Consider the following 23262-nt stretch of genomic DNA (forward strand, 5'->3'; position numbering starts at 1 on the left):
CATTCTATTTCCTAGAAGTTCATAATAAAAAATGCCATTATGGGCTAAAACATATATTTATTATTAATTTTAAAATAAATGTTTAGCCAATAATGGCGAAAAAAGATGTGATATCAGAATATCACATCTTTTCTTTTCTTGTTGTGAATAAGATTCTATTTATAATCTTTAGAGCTTCTTCTAGGCTCTTTTACTTCCGGCCACTTCACAGTCTCTCCTTTTTCATCCTGAGGCATTACTCTTTTTTCCCGATTACTGAATTCAGGATCTTCGGATGCCATATAAGCTAATGCTGCGGTTAAAACCACATTATTTTTCACCTCATCAAAAACAATCTTGTCATAAGTATCTTTGGTGGTATGCCAGGTATATCCAAAATAGCCCCAGTTCAGAGAACCTAACGAAATTCCGGGTACTCCTGCTGCCACAAACGAAGCATGGTCAGAACCTCCTCCGCCTGGCATTCCTGGGAAATCAGTTTTAATATGACCTCTTACTGCTTTTGGAACTCCGTCAAGCCATCGTCCTACGTAATCATAAGCTTTTACAAATCCTTGTCCGCTGATATTGACAACACGTCCTGTTCCGTTATCCTGGTTAAAAGCAGCCTGTACTCCTTTAATAATCTGAGGATTATCCATCACAAAACCTCTCGAACCGTTTAATCCCTGTTCTTCACTCCCCCAAAGTCCGATTACAATAGTTCTTTTATTATTAGGATAATATTTTTTCAGAATTCTCATGGTTTCCAGCATGGTGATTGTTCCGGTTCCGTTATCTGTAGCTCCCTGAGCTCCGTCCCATGAATCAAGGTGAGCTGAAAGAATTACATATTCATCCGGCTTTTCTTTTCCTTTGATCATTCCAATTGTATTAAAACTTTTGGCTTCAGGAAGTACTTTTGACTGGGCATCAATTTTGATTTTAGGCTGAGTTCCTTTTTCAGCCATTCTGTAAAGCATTCCATAGTCTTCCACATCAATATCAATCATTGGAATCTTGCTTGTTTTCGCTCCAAATATTCTGTTAGCTCCCATAATACCCGTCCAGTTTGAAATGGCAATACCTGCCGCTCCTGCTCTTTCCAATGCTTCGGGAAGGGTGTTATTATCATAGCCGATGTTCTTTATATAAGCAGCAAAATCTTTGGTAGCCTGCTCTTTTTCGGCTTTCAGTTTTTCATACAATTCCGGCGTTGCAAATTCTTTGATCTGCTCATCAGAACGACCGATTTTCTGGTATTGTGCCATCAATACAATTTTCCCTTTCACAGCAGTAAGCCATTGATCAAATTCAGCTTTAGAAGATACTTTCGGAAGAACAATCACTTCTGCCTCAATTGCTTTTTTAGTAGCCGGGCTCCATGCCAGCTGTGTTGCGGAAAGAGATTTTACTCGCGGATATGTCATATCAACATGAGTAGTTCCTCTTTGCCATCCTTTCCATGTCCCGAATTGCTGAAGGTTAGCGTCTACTCCCCACGAACGAAGTTTACTGGCACTCCATTCGTTTGCTGCCAGCATTTCGGGAGTTCCCACAAGACGGGGTCCGATCCCATCCAGCAGTTCAGATGCAAGATTTTCCAGCTGGGAATTATTATTAACTTCATCTACAAAACTTTTTACGATAGGGTTAAGCCTTTCTTTTGGGTCAACCTTTACCTGGGCCCATGAAAACTGAGCAGCCAGCATTACTGCAGGCACTGCAAAAAATCTATTTATCCTCATACTATTTATTGATTGGTTTAAAGATAAAGGAAATTGGGGAGATGATGAAAGATTAAGCTTAAAAAAGAAACTTTACAATTATATTATTAACTATTTTATCCAAAAAAAATAATAAAAATCTACAAACAACTATAACTCACAAAAAAAGACTATCAATACGACAGTCTTTGTATTCTTTAGAAATAGTATTTCATTTTCCCTGATAATAGCTTTAACTTGTTTCCCATTAAAACACTATTGAATTCAGGCAAAAAAAAACCGGCTTCAAAAAGCCGGCTAAAGGAGAATTATTTCTTAGCTTCTTCTACAGAAACTTTTCTGAATTCTTTGAACAATTTGCTTAGTTCTAAAGCTGCTTTACGAGCTCTTGTACCAGCTGCTTTGTTTCCTTTTTCCGCTTGTTGGTTTGCCTCAGTTGTGAACGCTTCAAATTCTGCGTTGATTTTTTCAATTAGTTCTTTCATTTATTTAAAAATTTAGGCTGCAAATATAGGTTTTATGGCGATTCCAGCCTAATTGTGTCGAAAAAAAATAGTGGATTTAATCATTTTTTCTAAGTCTTCCGTAAATTCAATTTAATTTTTAAAATAAAATCGAATTATTGTAGAAAACCAGCCATGTATTGGGTACTATATTAAGCAGTAGTTAATATTTAAATAAACCATTCAAAATCAATAAGAATCAAAAAAAACAAACCAAGATTCTCTTAATAAATTTTATGCAGGAAACCATTTGAGTTTCTTTACCTTACTTCATTGTTCTTAAAGTTTTAAAACTGCAGCTCTTTTGCTTTCGCGCCTGCATTTTTCAGTAAAACAATGCTTTCAGAAGTAATTCTTTCGGTAAAAATCACCCTGAAATGAAAATAATATTTATCCGTGAAAGAAAAAGTATTTCCGGGGGTGAACAAAACCTGATGCTCTTCACAATATTGGTAAAACCTTTTCATATCAGTATTCTCAGGAAGCTGTCCCCAAATACTGTAACCTCCTTTGGGCCTGTGAAAATAAGAGCCTTCAGGAAAGGAATTTCTTAACACCTCTACTACCTGAACAGCCTGCTGGCTGAGTTTTTTCCGGAATAACCGAAGGTGTCTTTCATAACTGCTTCCCTGTAGCAGTTTCAGAACCAATTCCTGATAAACAGGAGAAACGGTGCGCCCTAAAGCAAACCTTACTCTTTCGGATTTTGCATAAAAACTTCCGGCATATAACCAGCCTAAACGAATTCCGGGAGCTAACGTCTTTGAAAACGATGAATACATCATTACTATCCCTTTTTTATCAAAGCTTTTTATACTTTGCGGTCTTTGTTCTTCAAAATAAAGATCGGAGTACATATCATTCTCAATAATACAGAACTGATACGTTTCTGCCATGCTCAGAACTTCTTTTTTTGTTTCATCTTTCATTACAACACCGGTGGGATTGTGAAAATTGGGAGTCGTGACAAGAGCGCAGATCTTATTTTCCTCACAGATCGTTTTGAAATATTCAGTATCAAAACCTGTTTTATAATGTACAGGGATTTCTATGACTTTCAGTTCGAGATGTGTAAGTACTTCCAGTACAGAAAATACACATGGACTCTCAACAGCCACTACATCTCCTGCTTTTGTAACCGATTTTAAAGCAATTGTAAGGGCCTGCAAAGCCCCATCAGTGATAATTATTTCGTCCGGATTTAATACACAGCCATAAGCTCCCATTTGTTTTGCAATATGTTTCCTTAACAGCTCCAATCCGTTTGAGGGATAATACCTGAGCAGTGATGCTCCTTTCTCACGAATAACTTCCTGCATTGTTCTGAGGATAAGCTTCTGCGGAATCAGGAGATCTCCGGGTACAGCCGTATTGAAAGAACTGAATTCTGAAGTTCTTTTGGAAGTAAGCATCATATTTTTCATAAATACCTCATCCCTCACTACGGCCGGAAGCTTTGTTTTTACTTCCGGAATATTTTCCTCCTGAATTCCTGTGACAAAATAGCCAGACCGTGGATTGCTCCTGATCAATCCTTTAATCATAAGATATTCAAATCCACTTTGTACAGAGCTTGTGCTCAGTTTGTATTTTTTCTTAATGATACGAACGGAAGGAAGCCTGTCATTTTCCTGTAAAATTCCATTGTAGATCTGTCTCTCTATTTCTGCTGTAAAAATTTCGTACTTATAGGGTTTCATCATAATACATCAACTGTACTGAACAAATTTACAAAAATACCTTTCTGTACCGATGATATTTTAGCGAACTGTATCCTTTTTGAATAGATTAATCTTATAATTTTGAATAAAAAAAATCCCATGGATATCATTTCAAAATTTACAGTAGGTTCTGAAGAGGGAATTTCTGATCTTATAACCATTATTGATTCTTCCATTTATACATTGTACAAAGAGTTTGTAAGTGAGGAAGACATAAAAAAATATATTCACCACGAAATAGATCCAAGAAAGATGATCAATGATCTGAATGACCTTTCCAACCAACTGATCATGATGTATGCTGATCAAAAACCCATTGGATATAGTATTATAAAGAGCGGTTCTTTACACATGGGAATTCCTGAGGGAAAAAGGGCTACAGAAATCAGTTTTGTGATTCTTTCAGAGTTTGACACTCCGCAGACAAGACAGTCTCTTTGGAAAAAATGCAGATCCGCAATAAGCTTTACGGATATTATATGGACCAATATGCTTGATCATGATCCGCTTTCTGAATTTTTAAAAGAGTCCGGTTTTATAGCTATGGAAAGTTCAAAGACTGGTCCTTTCCAGCTGCCATCACATATTTTGGAATTGGAAATCAATAAACGCTAACTTACTTCATCCTGAAACACTGATTTCTAAAGGTGGTAACCTATATTTTATGATGGCAATTCCTTATCATATTGAGAGAGACTATAATTCATATTTTCATTATCTGGCTTACAATTAATTTGAGTAAGCAACAGTTTACCTATCTTTGATTTTTATAATTTTTACTTATGAGCGATCAGCTGGAAACAATAGAAGATTATTACAGACGCATCCGTAAAGATCAGATCAAAATATTTGATTCTGAGGATTTTGAAACCGGAAAATCCCATTTCAATATTTCCATGCGGAGATACTGTAGTTTCAAAAGTCCCTACAACCGTCGTGATTATTATAAAATAAGCTTTATCATTGGAAAAGGAACTATTCATTATGGTGCACATCAGCTTTTTATAGATGGTCCCGCCCTATTCTTTCCTTCTCCAAGTATTCCTTATTCATGGGAATGCGAAAGTGATGTTCAGGAAGGGTATTTCTGTTTGTTCAACCAGGAATTCTTCACTGGAAATTCAGAATTTAACCTGTTTAAAAAAACTTCAATGTTCAAGGAATGGAGCAAGCCTGTTGTTTTTCTGACAGAAGAGCAGGCCCAGCTGGCTACTCTTTATTTTGACCAGATCTACCGGATGAATAATTCTTCATATCCTTTCCGTTGCAGCAGTATCAAAAGCAATCTTGCTTCTGTAATGCATCTGGCACTGGAAAACCGTGTAGAAGATATCAATCCTAATGAACTTCCCGCAAATGTGCGCTTGTACAGGTTATTTGATGAGTTGCTCAACAAACAGTTCCCTTTGGATTCTCCTGCTTATCCGCTGGCATTAAAAACACCTTCTGATTTTGCAGAACACCTGAATGTGCATGTCAATCATTTGAATTCTTCTGTAAAATCTGTAACGAATCTTACTACAACACAGATTATTAAAGAAAAAATGTTTGAAGAGTCTAAAAACCTGCTGAAATATACGAATTGGGATATTGCCCAGATAGGTTATACTTTAGGGTTTGATCAGCCTGCGCATTTTAATAATTTTTTTAAAAAGCATGCCCGGACTTCGCCCTTAAAGTTTAAGAATTTATCTTAATATTTGATTTTTGTAATTTTTGCTTTGTCTTTTAAAATCGGGTTTTGTATTTCTTGACTTATTTTTGCAATGTAAAAAATGAATGAATATGTTGAGAGAAGCATCTGAGCAAAGAATCAGATTAATTACCATTATGGCTTTCGTGTCTATCCCGCTTTCTGGGTTTGTCACGGATATTTATTTACCATCGTTCCCTTCTATGGCCAAAGAAATGATGGTTTCAGAAAAAGATATTCAGATTACCCTGACTTCATATCTGTTGAGCTACGGAATTTCTCAATTGTTTGTAGGGGGAATTCTTGACAGCATTGGCCGCTACCGTCCCAAATTGATAGCATTATTTCTGTTGATTCTGACCAGTATTTTAATTACCATGACAAATAGTATTTTACTGATCTGTTTGCTTCGTATTCTTCAGGGAGCTGCAGTTTCAGTGCTTGTTGTGGCAACACGTGCTATTTTTGTGGATATTTATGATGCAGAAAGGGTGAAACATTATTTAAGCTATTTTACCATTGTCTGGTCGTGTGGTCCTATTCTGGCGCCTTTCCTTGGTGGATATCTTGAGAAAATCTTTAACTGGCATGCTAATTTCTATTTTCTGGCAGCTTATGCCGGGTTTCTGTTTCTTTTCGAATGGTTTTTTAGCGGGGAAAGTCTTCCGCAGAAAAAGAAGCTGGATCTTTCAGAGAATATAAGTCTTTATAAAATGATGCTTAAAAACAGGATTTTCATGTTGGGGATTTTCATTTTAGGACTGAGCTACTCTATTGTTATGTTGTTTAATATTACCGGACCCTTTATTATTGAAAACACCTTTCATTTTACACCGGTGGTTATTGGATACTGTACTTTAATCTTAGGATTTTCGTGGATGATTGGAGGGTTTATAGGAAAACGCAGACTGACTCTGGATTTTAAACCACGAATTCTACAGCCTATTCTTTTGCAGCTGATTCTGATTGCAGGACTGATCACTACCAGTTATTTTGCAGAAAGCCTTTTCATTATGATTCCTTTTGCCTTTTTTATCCATATCTGCTCCGGAATTTTATTCACCTCATTTTTCACGACAAGTATGCTTTACTTTCCTAAAAATGCAGGTACTGCCGGTGGATTGATGGGTGGATTGGTATATGTGATCACTTCGGTAACAAGTTTCATTATCTCGGTAAGTGGAACGGTAACAGATCAAAAAGGTCTTTCCTGGCGCTATCTGATCATTGCGTGTTTCCTTTTGGGGATTATTCTAATTATGCATCAAGCCGTTAAAAAAGAAAAAGCAGAGAACTAATCTCTGCTTTTTTATAGTTATTAAAAGATCAATGGATTGGCAATTAATTCTAAAAAGGATCTGCAACCGTATTGTTCATTTTTACTTCGAACTGCACATCAGGGGTTAAACTTGTTCCATTCAGGTAAATCCAATCTGTTCCTGACTTTTTATATACCTGAAGATAATAGGTATTTCCAATTCCTGTTGTATCCTTGAAAGCTACAATATCTCCATCTTCAACACTTGTTGAAAGATTTCCTGCTTTTTTCTTTACAATCTGAATCCTCATGTTGTAAGTTGTCTTTCCATGTTTCGGATAAAAATAATAGCTTCCACTTCCTGTTGAGTACCAATACCAGAAATGATTAAGCCTTTCACTGGTTTCTACTCTTACATATCCTTCTTTCAGATCAAAATAATTATCAGAATCGCCGATATTTACAATATTGAACCAGGTACTTGCATCCGGTTGTGAAGAAGAGACCGTCAGCCAGTCATTAGGTGTTGAAAGATTTGAAGTGATATATTTCCCTGAAGAGACAGATTTTAATGAAATACGGTCATGCTTTCTGAATTTCAGACTTTTTGTAGGTGTCTTCTCATCCGAGTAAACATTAGCTTCTACAGGATAGTGATCTGAATATTCTGCCCAATGATATTGAATTCCGGCTATATTTGTATACGTCATGAGATTTGAAGATACAGGGTCAAAAACGATATTCTGCCACGTTGGTGGTACAAGATGATCATTGGAAACCAGGATATAATCAAGATATTCACGTTTATTTTCCGGATAAGGATAATGATAGGAAGCCATTATATTGGTTTTCGGATCCCATGAATAAGGCAATCCTTTGTATATGGGAGCACTTACATTAAGCGTTTGCAGCATATCGGCATATTCGGGAGTATCTTTAATGATATTAAAATCTCCGCCATAGATCACCATTTCATCTTCAGGTATATTCAACCGGTCAACAAATGTCTTCATCATTTGCAGCTGCTGTTTACGGATCGCTACCTCATTCCCATTACAGGAAGGTTGTGTAGACTGTGCGTGTGTTGCTATAAAATGGACACGTTTTCCATCTTTTAAGATTCTGACATACACAAGGCCCTTCAGACAGTTTCCATCATAAGAACATCCTGCCGGAAAAATATATTGCTCTTTTCTCTCTATGGGATATTTACTGGCAATCATCACTCCTCCGTCTTCGAATCCTCCGGAAATAAACTCACGCCAGTAACCGGAAGTCTTATCCCAGCCATCTTTCGTCTGTCCCAATACAGGGGTCTGATAAGGGAAGCTTGGAAGAAGTTTGTTACGCAGCTTAGCAGCAGCAGAATTATCAAAGCATTCCTGAAGCATAAGAACGTCATAATTCCTTAAAAAGGACGCTGCCCCCAGCCTCTCGGCTCTATTTTGCTGAGACCATTGCGTCATACCAGATACCAGGAGTTCTTTCAATAGGAAAGTATTGTAAGATAATACCTTAATATTGGGGAAAGAACCCCTCATTGCATTTTCTTTAGCAACAGGAAGTGTTTCATCAGGCTGAAACTGGTCTGATCTGCACGATAAAAGGGTAAGAAGAAAAAGTACCGATAGAAACCGGCACAACGAAATTCGCATGTGATTCATAAGTTTTTAAGTTAAAATTGTTTTGTTTTGTGTGGCCAAAGTATGATTTACCCCATTAACTAAAATGAACCCAATATTATCTAAATGATAATTTTCTGCTACGCGATTTAACTATTAAAAAAGGTAAGAATCTAACGGCCTAATTAGTTTTAATTAAAACTAATTTTACGTATATTTGTTAGGGTAAGTTTATGCTGAAAATCCTTTTGACAGATACCTTATCCTGCTATATTAGTATAAAAGTATGTCCGCAAAACAGAATAACATATCAGAACTTGCTTTGGAGCTTGGCCTTGCCATGAGTGAAATGAAAAGCCGTCTTCGACAGAAAATTCAGACTATTATTAATGAATATGATCCGGATTTGTCTTTTGAACTGATTGAAATCCTCGGATTGCTTTCACGAAATTGTGGTATCAACCAGCAGGAAATAGGAAATAAAGTAAGCAAAGACAAGTCAAGTATTACTTATCTTATCAACAGTCTTGTCAACCGAAATCTTGTTGAACGGATAGCTGATAAAAATGACCGCAGAAATAAACAGATCTTTTTAACTCCAAAAGGTAAACAGATTGTAGAAACCGTTTATCCCTGGGCATTGGATCTTTATAAAAAGGCAGCAGATGATATTCAGGAAGAAGAAATCATCAAAGCTCTGCTTCTGGTAAAAAAAATGACAGCAAACCTGGAAGAATCAGGACCAAAACATCATACAATATGAGAACAATCCTTGTACCTGTTGATTTTACATCAACCACGGAAAATGCAGTAAGAATTGCTGCAGATTGGGCAAAAGCCTACGAATATCAAAATATTATCCTACTCAAAACAGCAGGGGAATCTGAATTTGATTATCTGCATATCGCAGAAGGGCATTCATTTGTGAATGAAGAAAGTGTCAATAACCTGTTGCAAAGGACAGAATTGTTATTCGATCAACTGATAGGAATTGTTGCTGAAAAATCACCAGAAATAAAGGTTTCCAAAGTATTGAGTGATTGGACATTAACCAGAAGCATTAATGAGCTCTTAAAAAATCAGCCGTCTGTAGAACTGATTATTCTGGGAAGTGATGATCAGACTTCCTCCACTGAGAGTTTTGTTTCGGAGCATATTATAAGTATTGCCAGAACAAGTCCTGTAAAAACACTAATTGTACCGCACAGCTACCAATATACTCCTGTTAAGAATATATTTATTCCTTGTGATATCAAGGGTATTAAAAGATTGGAGAGACTGTTTCATCACAAATCTGTTATTCATAAACAGGATGTTCATCTTTCATTTTTAAATATCAATACCCGCGAAAAAGAAGACGAGAACCAGAAAAAGGAACTGGAAGATTATATCCGCGAACATTTAACAGAGATTCCGAGCAGCATTCATTATTCTCACGATGAAAATATTATAAAAGGTATCCTGAACTTTGCGGCATCTGATAACGCAGATCTTATAATAGCGCTACCCGGTAAACACAGCTTTCTGTACTATCTGGCAAGCAGAAGTATTTCCGAGGGAATTTACCAGAATACCCATCAGCCTGTTTTAATTTTAAAATAATAAGTGAACGGAAAGTGAATAACTGAAAGCTAATAATAAATTTTGGTGCTTTCAATTTTAACCATTTTCTGCTCTTCCATTTTCTTGACATACCGGATCACCGTCTCCACCCGTAGACCGGTTAAGGTTGCTATTTGCTGTCTGGTATAGGGAACCAGAAATGAATAGGGCTCTTCAAATCCGAAATATCTTTTAATATGATCAAAAAGCTTCATAAGCTTTACAATAGGATCTGAAATGGCCAGAAAGCTGGAAATCATAAACCTGAAATGCATTCTGTCTGCCATGTATTTATTAATCTCAAGGAGTAATTCCGGATTTTCCATCAGTATTTCGAGAACTTTGGTTTTGGAAATTCTAATAATTTCACACTGGGTAACGGCAATAGCATTAATGGCGTAATGATGATCAGTAAATAAATAGCTTTCACCAATGCAATGCCCGTCAAAAGGAAACCCATGAACAAATTCTTTTCCGTCTTCCAAAAACGTATTCAGTTTCACGGTGCCTTGTCTGATCTGGAAATAATATTTCGCTGCAGTACCTTCCTGAAAAACAGCATCTCCTGCTTCATAATTTTCCAGGGTGGCTTTGTGAAAAAATAATAAGTCTTCGCTTATGACCATCTTGTTATTATTAATTTGAGTAAAAATAGTTAAAGTGTAAGCAATGCTACAACTTATCAAATACCACAAAAACATAGTATTCCTAATTTTAACACTACACTACGATCTTTTTATCAGGCTGTAATTTTCTTTTTATGTCTTGCTCCCCAATCTGCCAGTGCAGCAATTACATCTTTCAGTGATTCGCTATATTCTGTGGGAACATATTCTACCAACACCGGCTTCTGATCTGTAATAACGGTTCTTTCTACCAAATGATTAATCTCCAGCTTTTTCAGTTCACTGGATAATACTCTTGCTGAAATTCCACTGATGGTTCTTTGCAGTTCATTGAAGCGTGTATGGCCTCCCAGAATAGCAATCATCACCCGGATGGTCCATCTGCCTCCCAGGACATACAAAGCATCCTCTGTAGCAGACAGATGATTACTGCATTCCGGTCTCGAATACACAATTTTCTCTTCTTCCATTGTCTCTTTTTTTTTATTACTAACCTAAATGTTATTACTAACCTTTTGGTAACTACTATCTTTTTATTAGTAAATATAGATAATTTTGAAACATCAATTTTAAAAAAAATAAAAAATGAAACGAGTACTTCATATTACTTCAAGCCCAAGAAGCGGGTCATCCATCAGTAAAAAGCTGGGAAATGCTGTTGTAGAAAAAATTACGGACAAATATCCAGATAGTGTTTTAAAGAAACGTGATTTAACCAATCCTCTTTTTCCTCATTTGGAAGAAACGCATATCAATGCATTTTTCACTCCAGCTGAAAACCGTACTGCTGAGCAGCTTGAAACTGTAAAACTTTCGGATACCGTCATTGATGAATTGCTTGAGGCTGATATTATCATTATTGAAGCTCCTCTATACAACTTCAGTATCACGTCAACATTGAAATCATGGCTTGATCATATCGCCAGAGCAGGAAAAACATTCAGCTATAGTGAAAATGGTCCTGAAGGTCTTGTGAAAAATAAGAAAGTTTATCTTGCTTTTTCGAGTGGCGGAGTGTACTCTGAAGGGGAAAGACAGGCCTATGATTTTGTAGTTCCTTACTTAGAAAAAACTCTTGGTTTTATGGGAATGACGGATATTTCTGTTGTACGTGCAGAAGGGCTTTCTGTTCCGGTTATTCAGGATACGGCTCTGCAGAAAGGAATTGAAAGTATTGTTGTAGAGTAAAAATTAAAAATGCTGTTCCTCTGAACAGCATTTTTTGTATCAGAATCTCATGATCAATGCAAGCGGTATTTACAGAATTAAAAGAATTTTTTTCTCAACATATGTAAAGGCTTCTCCGATTTTTTTCTCTCATTTTTACTTTATTAAATGAAAGATTATGGAAAATAATAAACAACCGAAACTGATTAACCCTACCGGGCTATTTAATCCCGGTCCTTATGGTTTTTCTCACAGTATTTCTGTGGAAACTCCTTCCAGGATCTGTTTTATATCTGGACAGAGTGGCGGCGTAGGTGAACATCACGTACTGGCAGATGACTTTAAAACTCAGGTTCAGGATGCTTTGAAAAATTTACAGCTTGTTTTACAGAGCCATTCAATGACGTTTGAAAATATAGTTAAAATCACCTTGCTTATTGTTGATCACAACCAGGAAAAACTTGAGATATGGGCAGAGGAAGCTAAAAAAACATGGACATCTTCATGGCTGCCTACCAGTACTCTTATTCCTGTAAATCAGCTGGCTTTACCCGGAATGTTGTTTGAGATTGATGCCATTGCAGTGAAAAATTAGTTTCTGTTAAGACGCTCAATGATTAATGATGAAAAGCTTTTAACTCCGGTTCTGATACTTTCTTCATCCACCTGAAAATTGGGAGCATGATTCATAGCGATCATTCCTTTTTCAACATTGGAACCACCCAGGAAGAAATATACCCCTGGGATTTTTTGTTGAAAATAAGAAAAATCATCATTAAAAAACGGAACCTGACCATAATCTGGAGCAACTGCATTTTTACCATACAGATTCTGAAGTATTTCTGTTGCCGAATGGGTCAGTTTTTCATCATTAACAACTGTTGGATTTCCCTGAACAAATGAAACGGAAAGAAGATGATCTTTATATCCGCTGTCTTCAATAGCTTTTTGAACGGTAGGAATTATTTTATCCAAATTAAAGGAATTGGTCTCATACAAATAGGTTTCAAGAAAAGACTCGTTGTTTTTGGAATACATATTGAATTTTCCGTCTGTGAACAGATAATCTTTGAAAATAGTATCGGGGTTTGTCAGCCCTGCTTCAGGATCAACAATGGATTGTATTTCCCAGGGTTTACTGCCGTTAGAAGTCCGGAATAAAGAATGACTGATCTTTTTTCCCAAGCTGTTAAGTTCGTCTTCTGATAATCCGTTTTTTAGCTGAATTCTTATTCTTTTCTGATAAGCAAACATTTCGTTGGATTTCACCATAATTTGCCCGACCGGTATAGCTGTCACATGCAATCCGTAGATTTCATCGGGATTTATTTTGGAAAGCAATCCATTATTCAGCATTTCTTTTGCTCCCTTAAAGGTCTCCTCTTCAGGCTGAAATATAAAATAAACGGTTCCTTTTACTGACTTTTTATTTTTTGCGAGAACCTCTGCAATTCCTAATCCAATGGCCATATGGATATCGTGACCGCAACCATGCTGAACTCCTTTTATTGTTGATTTGAAAGTTTCCGGATCGGAATATTCATTCGGAAGGGCATCCATATCTGCTCTCCAGGCAATTTTTCTGCCTTTTTTATCTCCCTTCAGAATTCCTACAACACTATGTCCGTAGATATCTGTTTGAACTTCCATACCCAAATCCAGAAGGTACTTTTTTATTTTTTCCTGAGTTTGCTTCTCCATTCCTGCCAACTCCGGGTTTTCATGAAAATCCCGTCTGATATTCACCAATTTATTAAATATCTTGTCTGTTTCCTTTTGAATAGCTTGATGTACTATTTGCTCATTCAAAATCCTGGAATGACTAGTTGCTTCTTTTTTGTTATTAAATCCTTGTGCAGGTAAAACAGAGGAAGCAAAGCATAATAAAGTGATGGTAAGTCTTTTCATGGTCGGGGATAATTGCGTTTATTGTTGCTGGTTATTGGGTTAAAAGTTCATTTATTAAGATTAGACATTTACTCTTCGCTTTCGTTACATTCTGATCATCAATTTAAGTATTATTTTTCACGGGTATTGACATTCCGACATTACAATCGGATTCTATATTTGATACCACATTATTTAAAATAATTCTAAACTAGGTGAAAATACAATCTCCTGAAACCACCTATCAGAAAGACTTTTTTACAAAAAATTAAAATAAAATAAAAACAAATTACGTAGAAATACTGAATCGTATCTGCTGAGTTCTGATTAATTTCGGATAAACAAAATTGATAACTATGGACGGCTTGAAATACCTTCAATCATTTCTGAAAAAGAGGTGGGATCTGAAAAACCGGCAGCTGTAGATCAACAGGCTTGATAACCTCCTGGTGAAAGGAGTTGAAGATATCTAACCCAAATTTTTTACGAAATGAATATTATTAACAAAATTCTCAACGTCGACGATTATTATTTCGACGTGTTTATGTCTATCTCGGAAGCGCTTGCCGGATTTACGGTAAACGAACTACAGTCAACAGGGCTTGCAGAAACTTACTACACCTATGTTTTAAAAAGCCTGGAAGCAGCCACTTTCGTAGAATTCCTTACCGTTTCTAAAAATATTCTTGAAAATTCTTCCGGTGAAGAGGAATTAAAAAAGGCCATTCAATCTGAAATCATTGGCAACCCGGGAATGAATGACATTGCCGGAAAAGTAATCACCATGTGGTATTTGGGAACCTGGGAAGGAGCCTATATCAATGATCTTTCTTATAAAGAAGGTCTTGTCTGGAATCTGATGCACTCGCATCCTCCGGGAGCAAAACAGCCGGGATATAAATCATGGAATATTAAACCTGTAAACAGCAACTCATGAGCCAGACTACCAACAAAAAAGATGTGATCATCGTAGGAACGGGGATCGCAGGATCATTGATCGCAAAGCTACTGTCTGATCATGTATTTGACGTAACCAAAGGAAAAATGATCCACCGTGCAGATGCCGGAAAATCGGATCATATCAAAGAAATATCAATACTCATGTATGAGGCGGGGCTGGAAGCAGGTATTGAACTGGATTCCGTATCCTCAATGACCACTTACAATGAATATATCCGTACTTTTTACAGAGAGGAAGCCAAAGTTCCCAACTCTCCTTATCCCAACTTAAAGCAGGCACCTTCTCCCAATGTGTTGGATATGGAACATATTATTCAGCCGTATCCGGATAAAAAAGGGTATCTGGTGCAATTCGGACCGATGCCCTTTGCCAGTGATGCCATAAGAGTGGGAGGCGGAACAACCCTTCACTGGCTGGGAACGACTCCAAGAATGCTTCCCAACGATTTCAAACTTACAGAAAAATATGGCATTACCATTCCAAAGCCGGGTTCTGATGAGCAAACACCTGTTAACTGGCCGATAAGCTATGAAGAATTAAGACCTTATTACGAGATGGCTGAATTTGAAATCGGGGTTTCCGGGGATGTTTCCAGACAGGAATATCCTATTTATGAAAAAATGGAAGAATATTATGGAAATTATGTATTTCCTATGGAAGAAATTCCTCAGAGTTACATGGATCATAAGATTATTGAGGGACTTAAGGGTACAAGCGTGAAACTAAGTTCCGGAGAGATTCCTTTAATGATGGTACCTTCTCCACAGGGAAGGAATTCCATTCCAAATCCAAAATACGGAAAAACAAAGATCATCAAAGCTGAACCGAAGGATTCCGGATATCAACTGGTTTTAGACAGCTCAGAAAAAGAAGAATACAAAGCTCTTGGTTCTGTATGGAATCCTTACATGGGAGAACGCTGTGAAGGAAACGCATCCTGTGTTCCGATCTGCCCCGTTCAGGCGAAGTACAATGCATTAAAAACATTGAAAAAAGCTTTATATAAACTTAATGATAATGAAAATCTTAAGCGCAATCCATACATGCAGATTCAGGCGCAGAGTGTGGTTTACAGGCTGAGCATTGACCCCAATGATAAAGATAAGATATCCAGGGTTCACTTAAGAAGATATGCTTCAAAAGAGAAAACAGATTTTGTTGAAGAATCCGTTGATACTTCAGATGCCATTGTGATTCTGGCTGCTAACGCTTTTGAAAATCCCAAAATTCTGCTGAACTCCAAATATACCGTTAACAATGTTGAAAAAACGGCTGCTAACAGCAGTGATCAGGTAGGAAGAAACCTTATGGATCATATGGTAATGCTGACATGGGGACTTTTCCCTGAACCCGTTTATCCTTACAGAGGTCCAGGTTCTACTACAAACATTTCGTCTTTCCGTGACGGAAATTTCAGAGGTGAATTTTCAGCATGGATTTCTCCGCTTGACAATTGGGGATGGGGATGGCCGGCATTTTCTCCGGGATCAGATGTTACCTATTTTATCACAGAGGAGAATCTTTTTGGAACAGAATTAAGAAAAGAACTTACCAACAGGCTTTCAAAACAGGTATTATTCCATTTTGAGATTGAGCAGTTACCTAATCCCAATAACAGGGTTACCATTAACGATCAATATCTGGATGTGCTTGGAATTCCGCGTCCTGTCATTCATTATGAACTGACAGAGTATGAAATGAAAGCTATGGAGCAGGCAAAAGATGCGTCGGATCAAATGTTTGAAAGATTAAACATTAAGGATTTCACAAAATATACTGCAGAAGACAAAAACTCTGTGATATACAATGGGAAAAGATATTCTTACAACGGAGCCGGCCACATCGTGGGAACTCACAGAATGGGTTCTAAAGCCGAAGATTCTGTAACCAACAGCTATTGCAAAACCTGGGATCACCCGAATTTATATGTCGTAGGCGCAGGAAATATGACCACACTGGGAACTTCAAATCCTACTTTAACATTATCAGCATTCACGATCCGTTCTGTAGAATCTATCCTTGCTGATCTTGAAATTCAACTTAAAAAATAATAACATGAGACAAAGACTTATCAATAAAACAGCACAACCGCAGGAAACCCTATTAACCGCAGGAAGAATGGCAGCAAGAAGCGCCGTGGTTACAGAAGCCATTTCATTACCTTCTTTATTATTTGATTCAACATTGAGCAAAGAAGACTGGATAGAAGGATTAAAACATCACAGCAAAACCCTTACTAATCTTTTATTGAATGATCAGATTGAGGACTTTAATGCCTATCTGGAAGCTCAATTCGGTTCTGTAGCTCCAGAAGTAAAAAAAGGAGTAACAGAAATTGATTACAAACCTGTTTTGCAGGACCTTTTGCAAACAGCAATCCTTATCGAACATTCTACCATTCCTCCTTACCTTACGGCTTTATACTCCATCAAGGATGGAGCCAATGCTCTGGCTTCGCAAATTATCAGAAGTGTGGCTGTAGAAGAAATGCTTCACCTGATTATGGTTTGTAATGTTCTGAATGCCATCGATATTCAGCCTTCTGTCAATCAAAAGGAGAACTACCCTACTTATCCTATGAAATTACCAATGAATGTGGATTTCTATGTGGGTCTGGAAACATTTTCAAGCAACAGCATTGCCACATTTATAGCCATTGAAAGTCCAAGTAAACCTTTGGTAAAAGCTCCGAAATATGATTACGAAACCGATTCTTCTTCATTATATTCTCAAAGAGCAGCAGTACAGGATAGCAACTTCTGGACTCTTGAAAATATGAAAGGTTTCATCATGGAAAATGTACACACGATTGGGGAGTATTATGATGTTTTATTCTTCTACATTGTTGTTTTTCAAATTATTGCTTATTACAAAGAGCATGGGAAATTTCCAACAAATTTTGAGGAATTAAATACCGGAGGAATTTTCACTGGAAACCCGTCAAAACAGATCCGCCCTGAGCAATATTATGGAAGTGGTGGAAAACTGCACTCTGTAGAAGCTTTAGCTGGAGTCATTGCTGTTTTCCAGGAAATTAAAGGCCAGGGGGAAGGTGCTGATGATTCTATTTTTGATGTGGACCCATCTCAGTTTGAAGAAGGAGTTGAACTGGCTCATTATTTCAGATTTAAAGAGGTTTTCCACGAGCACTTCTATCTGGGAGGAAACTATGAAAATTTCATGGATGAAAACGGAATGATGCCTGTAACAACGCCTCCTACAGGAAAAGATCTTCCGGTAGACTGGAATGAGGCCTATCCTATGAAACCCAACCCTAAAGTTGAAGATTACATCAAAAACAAAGAATTACACGCCCAGGGTGTTGAGTTCAATAAAACCTACAGACGTTTATTAGATGCTATACAAAGTGCTGTGGAAGGAAACCAGAGGGAACTGGAGAAATCTATTATGTACATGTATGCTTTGAAAGAACAGGCTGTTAATCTGATGAAACAACCGTTGGATGCTCAAAATAATGCAGGTCCGACTTTCGAATACACTGAATTATAACCATAAAAACGATATATCATGCTTAAAAGAAAAAAAGAGAGTCCGGAAGCGGGAGGAGAACAGTTATTCCGCAAAATGCCGGGTCAGAATGAAGTTAATCTGGCGCAAGTAATGGACGGATATTCAAAACTTCTTATCGATGATCCGGTAAGACCATTCAGAGAAGACAACCTGCAGGCCATTGAAAATAATGTAGATTATGGAATTCTGGCTGCGCTGGATGGTACATGGGTTAGTTATAATGTTAATTACAATGAAAATGTTGCCAGGCCATCATTAGCAAGCGGAGTACATACTACTATCATGCCTTCACCCGGAACCAATTCAGGAACCATACCGGGGAAATTCGCTTTTGACAGTGAAGAATATATTGAGAAACTGACATTTTCCATCGTTCCGGGAGGAGTACGTAACCGTGGCGGTGCCAGTGAACTTTTCTGCGGGGCAGTTAAATACGAACAGAGCATTAAAAGTGTTAATGCAATACCAGGGCAGGATGCTCTGAAATACACACCCATCCACGAAGAAAACGGAATGTACCTGTGGCTGAGTGACGTCTATAATCATGCAGCGACAAAAGAATCTATTAAGAGAGACCGTGGTATTCATGCCGTTTCGACAGAAGATGCCAAGTATGGATATACCGGTGAGTACAGAGATGAGCCTTTGCTAAGGATAACACCAGACGGAGATGCCAACCCCAAATATGTCCTTCAAAGCCAGCTGCAACCGGGACAGGCATATTATGAGATCATTCCGGCACAGGAAATAAAGCCGGGAGCAGGGATTGATGGTCCTTATTTTATTCCGGACTACTCTATCTCCCGAAGCGGTGTTATTCCTCATGGAAGCACTATTACTTTGCTTGGAGATATCGTTCCTCAAAATAAAGATAATACAACGTTCTATTTAATTGAAGGTTCACCTCAGTTCCCTTATGGTAAAGAGGCGTGGGAGACCAATCATCTTTCAATTTCACGTACCATGGGAAATGCAGGAGTAACTTCGAAAGAAATCATTGATCTTGATAAACCTGCGCCGGATTGGGTTCATGAAACTCTTGATGATAACAATGATCCGGGTTCAAACAAGATTTATACCCAGAGAATATTGGCGGACGATTTATATCCTTATTCTGTACGGCCTGATCTGCGACTGAGAGATACCTTAAGAGGCCAGAAAGTCAGCAACTATGTTCATGTGAAAATGTCTTCCAAAATGAAAACCGGAGCCCAGGGAGGAGTTTTGAATGTTCCTTTTGTAAACCGTTTCGTTCCGACTGTTGAAGTGGATATGGACATGTGGATTGAAACAGTAATTGAAGACGGAAAAGAAATTCTTCAGCTTCAATATGAACAAATCGTATTCTTTGAGTTTGATTTCGGGAACGATGGGGGAACAACAAGCTGGCCTCATATCCAGGTAAATACCCTTCGTAAAATACAGGATATTCCAGAGGACCAGAGGAAGGTAATTGAAGAGCAGTTCTTTAATACCAGTGGAAATGGTGCAGCTTCAGGATGTCCTTATCATAAAGGATAAACTATAGTAAATATCAAACAAAAAAGAGGCAGATTATTGCCTCTTTTTTATACTCTTTATCATAGATTAAAGATTATCGTGTGTTTGTTCTACCATAAAAGATATTGCCTTTTTGATTTTTTCCCGTCCTTCAGGAGTATTGGTATCTATACCACAGAAAAGACTGCCATTCAGAGAAGAAAACATATTCAGGTAGTATAGTCCGGAAACCATGATCGCCATAATAGAACGGTAGATATCCATTTTATCTTTAAAACGGGATTCCATCAATAATTTGAAGATATATTCTCCGTTTTCTTCCTGAGTGTCAATCAGTTTTTTTAATGATTTCCGGGGCTCAGAAATAGTCCACAACAATAGTTTTTGAGCTTCTTTATTGGCGTATACATAATCAAACTGTGAAAGAAGCATATGCTCGATAAATTCTCTACCCCCATCTTCAAGATTCGGTTTCATCTTTTCCACTTCCTCGCTGGTTACTTTTACCCAGAAATCCTGTGTACGAACATATTCGTCCATGAGACCATCCATTCCTCCAAAATAAGTATAGATCATTTTCTTATCTACCCCGGCAGTAGCAGCGATATCATTAATCTTCAACCCTGCATGTCCCTTCGTTTTCAGTATTTTTCCAACGGCATCCAAAAACTTTTTTTTGCTGCGTTCCTTATTTCTAATACTTCCTGATGCTGACTTTCTTTCCATGACTAAACATTCAATATACAAGTTTAAGAAATTTTTTTATCATTTTAGACACCAACCAGTGTCTAATTTAAACTATTTGTATATATTTGCACAAACTAAAACCATTATATATATAAAACACTATCGAAGTTGAAAATTTAAAAACTATTCAGATTGTATCGTTAGTTCCCTCAGTTTAAAATATTTCGAACATCAACGACTGAGGTAAAAACACAACCAACAGCATCATTTTCCATAATGATGCTGTTTTTTATTTACAATTTGATCTGATATTAAATAAAATAACTTTTTCGATAGAAATTTTTGATCAGTTTTTCTTTTGTACTTAAAAGTGCTCTTATTTTTAAGACATCCGTTGCTCTATTTTACAGGCTTAACTAAGCAATACCACAAATTAATAGAAATTTTTACACTCAATACGAAAATTAATTCATTGAATTTCAGAATATTAAATAAAATTAAGAAAAATTTTATCATTTTAAACACTTCACAGTGTCTTATTTTATATATTTGTACAAACTAAAACCAACTATATATTTTAAAACACTATTAGGTTGAAAAATAAGACAATCCAAATTGTATTATTGAGTTCCCTTCCTTTAAGACAATTCGAATAAGAAACAACTAAAGAAGTAACACAACTTATAGACAGACCATTAGAACTCTAATGGTTTTGTTTTTTTATGGAATTCAGGTTTCACACAAAAAGCTACAGGTTTTTGTAAGTATGATCCAGCATGAAAGAAACGGCTTTCCTGATATTATCCCGCCCTTTAGGACTGTCAACATCGATCCCGCAGAAAATACTTCCATTAAGAGACGCAAACATATTCAGGTAATAAAGTCCTGAAACCATAATCGCCATAATGGAACGTGCATCTTCAGCATTATCTTTAAAATAGCGGTCCATCAAAAGTTTAAAAATATATTCTCCGTTTTTTTCCTGGGTTTCAGTAAGTCTCTTTAAGGATTTACGGGATTCTGATAACCGCCAGAGAAGTAGTTTTTGTGCTTCTTTACTGGAATAAACATACTCGAACTGAGATAAAAACATATTTTCCATGAAGGATTTTCCTCCATCATCCAAGTGGGACTTTAATTCTTCAGTCTCTATTTTACTCCAATAATCCTGTGACCGGATATACTCATCTATTAAACCGTCTATTCCTCCAAAATAAGAATAAATCATTTTCTTATCCACCCCGGCTGTAGCAGCAATACTATTCACTTTCAAGGCAGTATACCCTTTTGTTCTCAGTATTTTTCCAACTGCATCCAAAAATTTTTTTTTACTGCGTTCTTTGTTCCGAATACTTCCTGCTGCCGACTTTCTTTCCATGGTACACTTTTCAATCATACAAGTTTATGAAATTTTTTTCATTTTAGACACTTTTTAGTGTCTAAATTTATATATTTGCATCAACTAATAACCATTTTTACTTAAACAGACAATCTGAGTTGTGAGGTTGAGAGAGATTAGATTGCACCGTTAGTTCCCTCAGTATCAATAGTACTGAGGTAAAACATTACTTCGGCAGCATCATTACACAAATTAATGATGCTGCTTTTATTAATGACAATATTTTTAAGAGGTTACGCCATCTTATTTCAGTTTTTGACTGGTTTTAATCTACTTTTATAAATTTTTACTTTCATAGAACGCCTTATAATAAAGGGTTTTCGTTAGATTTCAAATGACTGATAAAATAATTTTCATTTTTTTTAAATTTTAGACACTTCGCAGTGTCTTATTTTGTATATTTGCTCCAAACTAATAACCATTTTATATAGAAACACAATGTAATTTGGAAAAATTAAAAGTTTCGAACAAAAAGCAACTAAGGTAAAACACTAAATGCAGCAGCGTCATAAATTCTCTAATGATGCTGTTTTCATTTAGTATGACTTATTTTTATTTTACTCTGCAGAAAATTGTATATACCGGGAATTCGGTATGAGAATAGTTGATATGAAGAGAGACTGTCCCCGGACAGTCTCTTATTTTTTTAATATTGAAAATCTATTAACCTCTGGCTTTTTCGTCTGTAAAAAACTGAAATCCATCCTTCTTCTCAATAAGTTGCATTGGATATAGTGAAGGGTTATATTCACCATTCAAAACTTCGTTCAGCGCATGCTTTTTGGATTCACCAAATGCAATAGCCAGAATATTATCTGCATTATTGATGATAGGTGCTGTTAATGTGATTCTGAACATTTCCTGAGACTTAAGATAATAGGCAGACACCCATTTTTCCTTTTCATTTAAAACTTCTTCCCTTGGAAATAATGAGGCTGTATGACCGTCATCTCCCATTCCCAGCAGGATAAAATCAAAAATACCATCATCACCCAGAACAGTTCTGATCTGCTGTTCATATGCTTTTGCATAATCTTCAGGAGTTACTCCTTCAGCATACATAGGAAAGATATGGTTTTGATCTACCGGAACCTGATGAAGAAGCGCCTCATCCGTCATTCGGAAGTTGCTTTTATCATCGTTTAAAGGAACCCATCTTTCATCTACCCAAAAAAAGTAGACTTTATTCCATTCTATCTGTTCTTTATATTCCGGTGTTGCCAGTAATTTGAAAATGGCTTTAGGAGAAGAACCTCCACTTAACGCCACCACAAAACGGTCATTTTTCTGAATAGATTTTTTTGAAAGGTCAACAAATACATCTGCTGCCTTTTTGTACAGTTTTTCCAGATCGTCAAATACTGTAATATTCATTTTTTGTCTGTTTAAATTTATATTG

Annotated in this window: 21 protein-coding genes; 11 read left to right on the plus strand and 10 right to left on the minus strand. The window is 36.8% G+C overall.

The annotated features are described in order from the left end of the window. Positions 1–155 precede the first annotated feature (155 nt). The 3 genes from J2786_RS07945 to J2786_RS07955 form a co-directional block, all read right to left on the minus strand. Positions 156–1727: a M28 family peptidase gene (locus J2786_RS07945; RefSeq protein WP_310024584.1), complete on the minus strand. Its 1572-nt coding sequence runs from the start codon at positions 1725–1727 to the stop codon at positions 156–158. A 287-nt stretch (positions 1728–2014) separates the two neighbouring features. Continuing rightward, on the minus strand, positions 2015–2191 hold the full coding sequence (locus J2786_RS07950) for a BF3379 family histone-like protein (protein WP_002978882.1): 177 nt from the start codon (positions 2189–2191) through the stop codon (positions 2015–2017). Between the two features lie 305 nt (positions 2192–2496). After that, positions 2497–3912, minus strand: coding sequence for an aminotransferase-like domain-containing protein (locus J2786_RS07955; protein WP_310024587.1), 1416 nt, complete (start codon positions 3910–3912; stop codon positions 2497–2499). 117 nt (positions 3913–4029) lie between these two features. Here J2786_RS07955 and J2786_RS07960 point away from each other — a divergent pair, with 117 nt between their 5' ends. The 3 genes from J2786_RS07960 to J2786_RS07970 all read left to right on the plus strand — a co-directional run bounded on the left by J2786_RS07960 (position 4030) and on the right by J2786_RS07970 (position 6921). Continuing rightward, positions 4030–4545, plus strand: coding sequence for a hypothetical protein (locus J2786_RS07960; protein WP_310024591.1), 516 nt, complete (start codon positions 4030–4032; stop codon positions 4543–4545). Positions 4546–4712: 167 nt separating this feature from the next. Beyond that, entirely contained in the window at positions 4713–5627 is a 915-nt protein-coding gene (locus J2786_RS07965; protein ID WP_047433436.1) for a helix-turn-helix domain-containing protein, read from the plus strand. Between the two features lie 88 nt (positions 5628–5715). Further along, positions 5716–6921, plus strand: a complete 1206-nt coding sequence (locus J2786_RS07970; RefSeq protein ID WP_047433437.1) for an MFS transporter — start codon at positions 5716–5718, stop codon at positions 6919–6921. A 49-nt stretch (positions 6922–6970) separates the two neighbouring features. Here the strand turns inward: J2786_RS07970 and sph are convergent, their stop codons facing one another. Continuing rightward, entirely contained in the window at positions 6971–8536 is a 1566-nt protein-coding gene (sph, locus tag J2786_RS07975) for a sphingomyelin phosphodiesterase (RefSeq protein WP_310024593.1), read from the minus strand. A gap of 253 nt (positions 8537–8789) precedes the next feature. On the opposite strand from sph, the gene J2786_RS07980 reads away from it, so the two are divergent. Beyond that, entirely contained in the window at positions 8790–9266 is a 477-nt protein-coding gene (locus J2786_RS07980) for a MarR family winged helix-turn-helix transcriptional regulator (protein ID WP_310024595.1), read from the plus strand. Continuing rightward, positions 9263–10105, plus strand: coding sequence for a universal stress protein (locus J2786_RS07985; protein WP_310024597.1), 843 nt, complete (start codon positions 9263–9265; stop codon positions 10103–10105). Before J2786_RS07980 ends, J2786_RS07985 begins: the two co-directional genes overlap by 4 nt. A 29-nt stretch (positions 10106–10134) precedes the next feature. Here the strand turns inward: J2786_RS07985 and J2786_RS07990 are convergent, their stop codons facing one another. Together J2786_RS07990 and J2786_RS07995 are read right to left on the minus strand one after the other, a co-directional pair. Next, positions 10135–10731, minus strand: a complete 597-nt coding sequence (locus J2786_RS07990) for a Crp/Fnr family transcriptional regulator (protein ID WP_167497840.1) — start codon at positions 10729–10731, stop codon at positions 10135–10137. 113 nt (positions 10732–10844) lie between these two features. Further along, on the minus strand, positions 10845–11201 hold the full coding sequence (locus tag J2786_RS07995; RefSeq protein WP_310024599.1) for a winged helix-turn-helix transcriptional regulator: 357 nt from the start codon (positions 11199–11201) through the stop codon (positions 10845–10847). A 115-nt stretch (positions 11202–11316) separates the two neighbouring features. On the opposite strand from J2786_RS07995, the gene J2786_RS08000 reads away from it, so the two are divergent. Then, positions 11317–11919 (plus strand): FMN-dependent NADH-azoreductase, encoded by a 603-nt coding sequence (locus tag J2786_RS08000; RefSeq protein ID WP_310024603.1) that lies wholly within the window; start codon positions 11317–11319, stop codon positions 11917–11919. Positions 11920–12076: 157 nt separating this feature from the next. Next, positions 12077–12493: a RidA family protein gene (locus tag J2786_RS08005; RefSeq protein WP_310024604.1), complete on the plus strand. Its 417-nt coding sequence runs from the start codon at positions 12077–12079 to the stop codon at positions 12491–12493. Here J2786_RS08005 and J2786_RS08010 read toward each other — a convergent pair. Beyond that, the gene (locus J2786_RS08010) at positions 12490–13806 is read right to left on the minus strand and encodes a M20 metallopeptidase family protein (RefSeq protein ID WP_310024607.1); all 1317 of its coding nucleotides are present in this window, start codon (positions 13804–13806) and stop codon (positions 12490–12492) included. The two genes, J2786_RS08005 and J2786_RS08010, sit on opposite strands and share 4 nt — an antisense overlap. Before the next feature lie 469 nt (positions 13807–14275). Between J2786_RS08010 and J2786_RS08015 the strand changes: the two genes are divergently transcribed. Genes J2786_RS08015 through J2786_RS08030 form a run of 4 tightly spaced genes read left to right on the plus strand, consistent with a single transcriptional unit; the run spans position 14276 to position 19798 of the window. After that, positions 14276–14722, plus strand: coding sequence for a hypothetical protein (locus J2786_RS08015; RefSeq protein WP_047433444.1), 447 nt, complete (start codon positions 14276–14278; stop codon positions 14720–14722). Next, complete coding sequence (locus tag J2786_RS08020) at positions 14719–16797, plus strand: GMC oxidoreductase (protein ID WP_310024610.1); 2079 nt, start codon at positions 14719–14721, stop codon at positions 16795–16797. The genes J2786_RS08015 and J2786_RS08020 overlap by 4 nt, the downstream gene beginning before the upstream one ends. Before the next feature lie 4 nt (positions 16798–16801). Then, positions 16802–18256, plus strand: coding sequence for a ferritin-like domain-containing protein (locus J2786_RS08025; RefSeq protein ID WP_310024612.1), 1455 nt, complete (start codon positions 16802–16804; stop codon positions 18254–18256). Positions 18257–18274: 18 nt separating this feature from the next. Then, the gene (locus J2786_RS08030; protein WP_310024614.1) at positions 18275–19798 is read left to right on the plus strand and encodes a peroxidase, FMP-type; all 1524 of its coding nucleotides are present in this window, start codon (positions 18275–18277) and stop codon (positions 19796–19798) included. 66 nt (positions 19799–19864) lie between these two features. Here J2786_RS08030 and J2786_RS08035 read toward each other — a convergent pair whose 3' ends face one another. The 3 genes from J2786_RS08035 to pgl form a co-directional block, all read right to left on the minus strand. After that, the gene (locus J2786_RS08035) at positions 19865–20503 is read right to left on the minus strand and encodes a TetR/AcrR family transcriptional regulator (protein ID WP_047433448.1); all 639 of its coding nucleotides are present in this window, start codon (positions 20501–20503) and stop codon (positions 19865–19867) included. Between the two features lie 709 nt (positions 20504–21212). Continuing rightward, positions 21213–21842: a TetR/AcrR family transcriptional regulator gene (locus tag J2786_RS08040; protein WP_310024617.1), complete on the minus strand. Its 630-nt coding sequence runs from the start codon at positions 21840–21842 to the stop codon at positions 21213–21215. A gap of 684 nt (positions 21843–22526) precedes the next feature. Beyond that, on the minus strand, positions 22527–23237 hold the full coding sequence (gene pgl, locus J2786_RS08045) for a 6-phosphogluconolactonase (RefSeq protein ID WP_310024619.1): 711 nt from the start codon (positions 23235–23237) through the stop codon (positions 22527–22529). Positions 23238–23262 lie beyond the last annotated feature (25 nt).

It is taken from the genome of Chryseobacterium vietnamense (genome assembly GCF_031454475.1).
GTDB lineage: Bacteria > Bacteroidota > Bacteroidia > Flavobacteriales > Weeksellaceae > Chryseobacterium > Chryseobacterium vietnamense.

Coding starts and splice junctions, on each gene's coding strand:
- J2786_RS07985 (WP_310024597.1), top strand. CDS start 9,263: ATGAGAACAATCCTTGTACCTGTTGATTTTACATCAACCACGGAAAAT.
- J2786_RS07955 (WP_310024587.1), bottom strand. CDS start 3,912: ATGATGAAACCCTATAAGTACGAAATTTTTACAGCAGAAATAGAGAGA.
- J2786_RS07965 (WP_047433436.1), top strand. CDS start 4,713: ATGAGCGATCAGCTGGAAACAATAGAAGATTATTACAGACGCATCCGT.
- J2786_RS07970 (WP_047433437.1), top strand. CDS start 5,716: ATGTTGAGAGAAGCATCTGAGCAAAGAATCAGATTAATTACCATTATG.
- J2786_RS08010 (WP_310024607.1), bottom strand. CDS start 13,806: ATGAAAAGACTTACCATCACTTTATTATGCTTTGCTTCCTCTGTTTTA.
- J2786_RS07990 (WP_167497840.1), bottom strand. CDS start 10,731: ATGGTCATAAGCGAAGACTTATTATTTTTTCACAAAGCCACCCTGGAA.
- J2786_RS08015 (WP_047433444.1), top strand. CDS start 14,276: ATGAATATTATTAACAAAATTCTCAACGTCGACGATTATTATTTCGAC.
- J2786_RS08035 (WP_047433448.1), bottom strand. CDS start 20,503: ATGGAAAGAAAGTCAGCATCAGGAAGTATTAGAAATAAGGAACGCAGC.
- J2786_RS08040 (WP_310024617.1), bottom strand. CDS start 21,842: ATGGAAAGAAAGTCGGCAGCAGGAAGTATTCGGAACAAAGAACGCAGT.
- J2786_RS08005 (WP_310024604.1), top strand. CDS start 12,077: ATGGAAAATAATAAACAACCGAAACTGATTAACCCTACCGGGCTATTT.
- J2786_RS08025 (WP_310024612.1), top strand. CDS start 16,802: ATGAGACAAAGACTTATCAATAAAACAGCACAACCGCAGGAAACCCTA.
- J2786_RS07980 (WP_310024595.1), top strand. CDS start 8,790: ATGTCCGCAAAACAGAATAACATATCAGAACTTGCTTTGGAGCTTGGC.
- J2786_RS08020 (WP_310024610.1), top strand. CDS start 14,719: ATGAGCCAGACTACCAACAAAAAAGATGTGATCATCGTAGGAACGGGG.
- J2786_RS07960 (WP_310024591.1), top strand. CDS start 4,030: ATGGATATCATTTCAAAATTTACAGTAGGTTCTGAAGAGGGAATTTCT.
- J2786_RS07950 (WP_002978882.1), bottom strand. CDS start 2,191: ATGAAAGAACTAATTGAAAAAATCAACGCAGAATTTGAAGCGTTCACA.
- J2786_RS07995 (WP_310024599.1), bottom strand. CDS start 11,201: ATGGAAGAAGAGAAAATTGTGTATTCGAGACCGGAATGCAGTAATCAT.
- J2786_RS08000 (WP_310024603.1), top strand. CDS start 11,317: ATGAAACGAGTACTTCATATTACTTCAAGCCCAAGAAGCGGGTCATCC.
- sph (WP_310024593.1), bottom strand. CDS start 8,536: ATGCGAATTTCGTTGTGCCGGTTTCTATCGGTACTTTTTCTTCTTACC.
- J2786_RS07945 (WP_310024584.1), bottom strand. CDS start 1,727: ATGAGGATAAATAGATTTTTTGCAGTGCCTGCAGTAATGCTGGCTGCT.
- J2786_RS08030 (WP_310024614.1), top strand. CDS start 18,275: ATGCTTAAAAGAAAAAAAGAGAGTCCGGAAGCGGGAGGAGAACAGTTA.
- pgl (WP_310024619.1), bottom strand. CDS start 23,237: ATGAATATTACAGTATTTGACGATCTGGAAAAACTGTACAAAAAGGCA.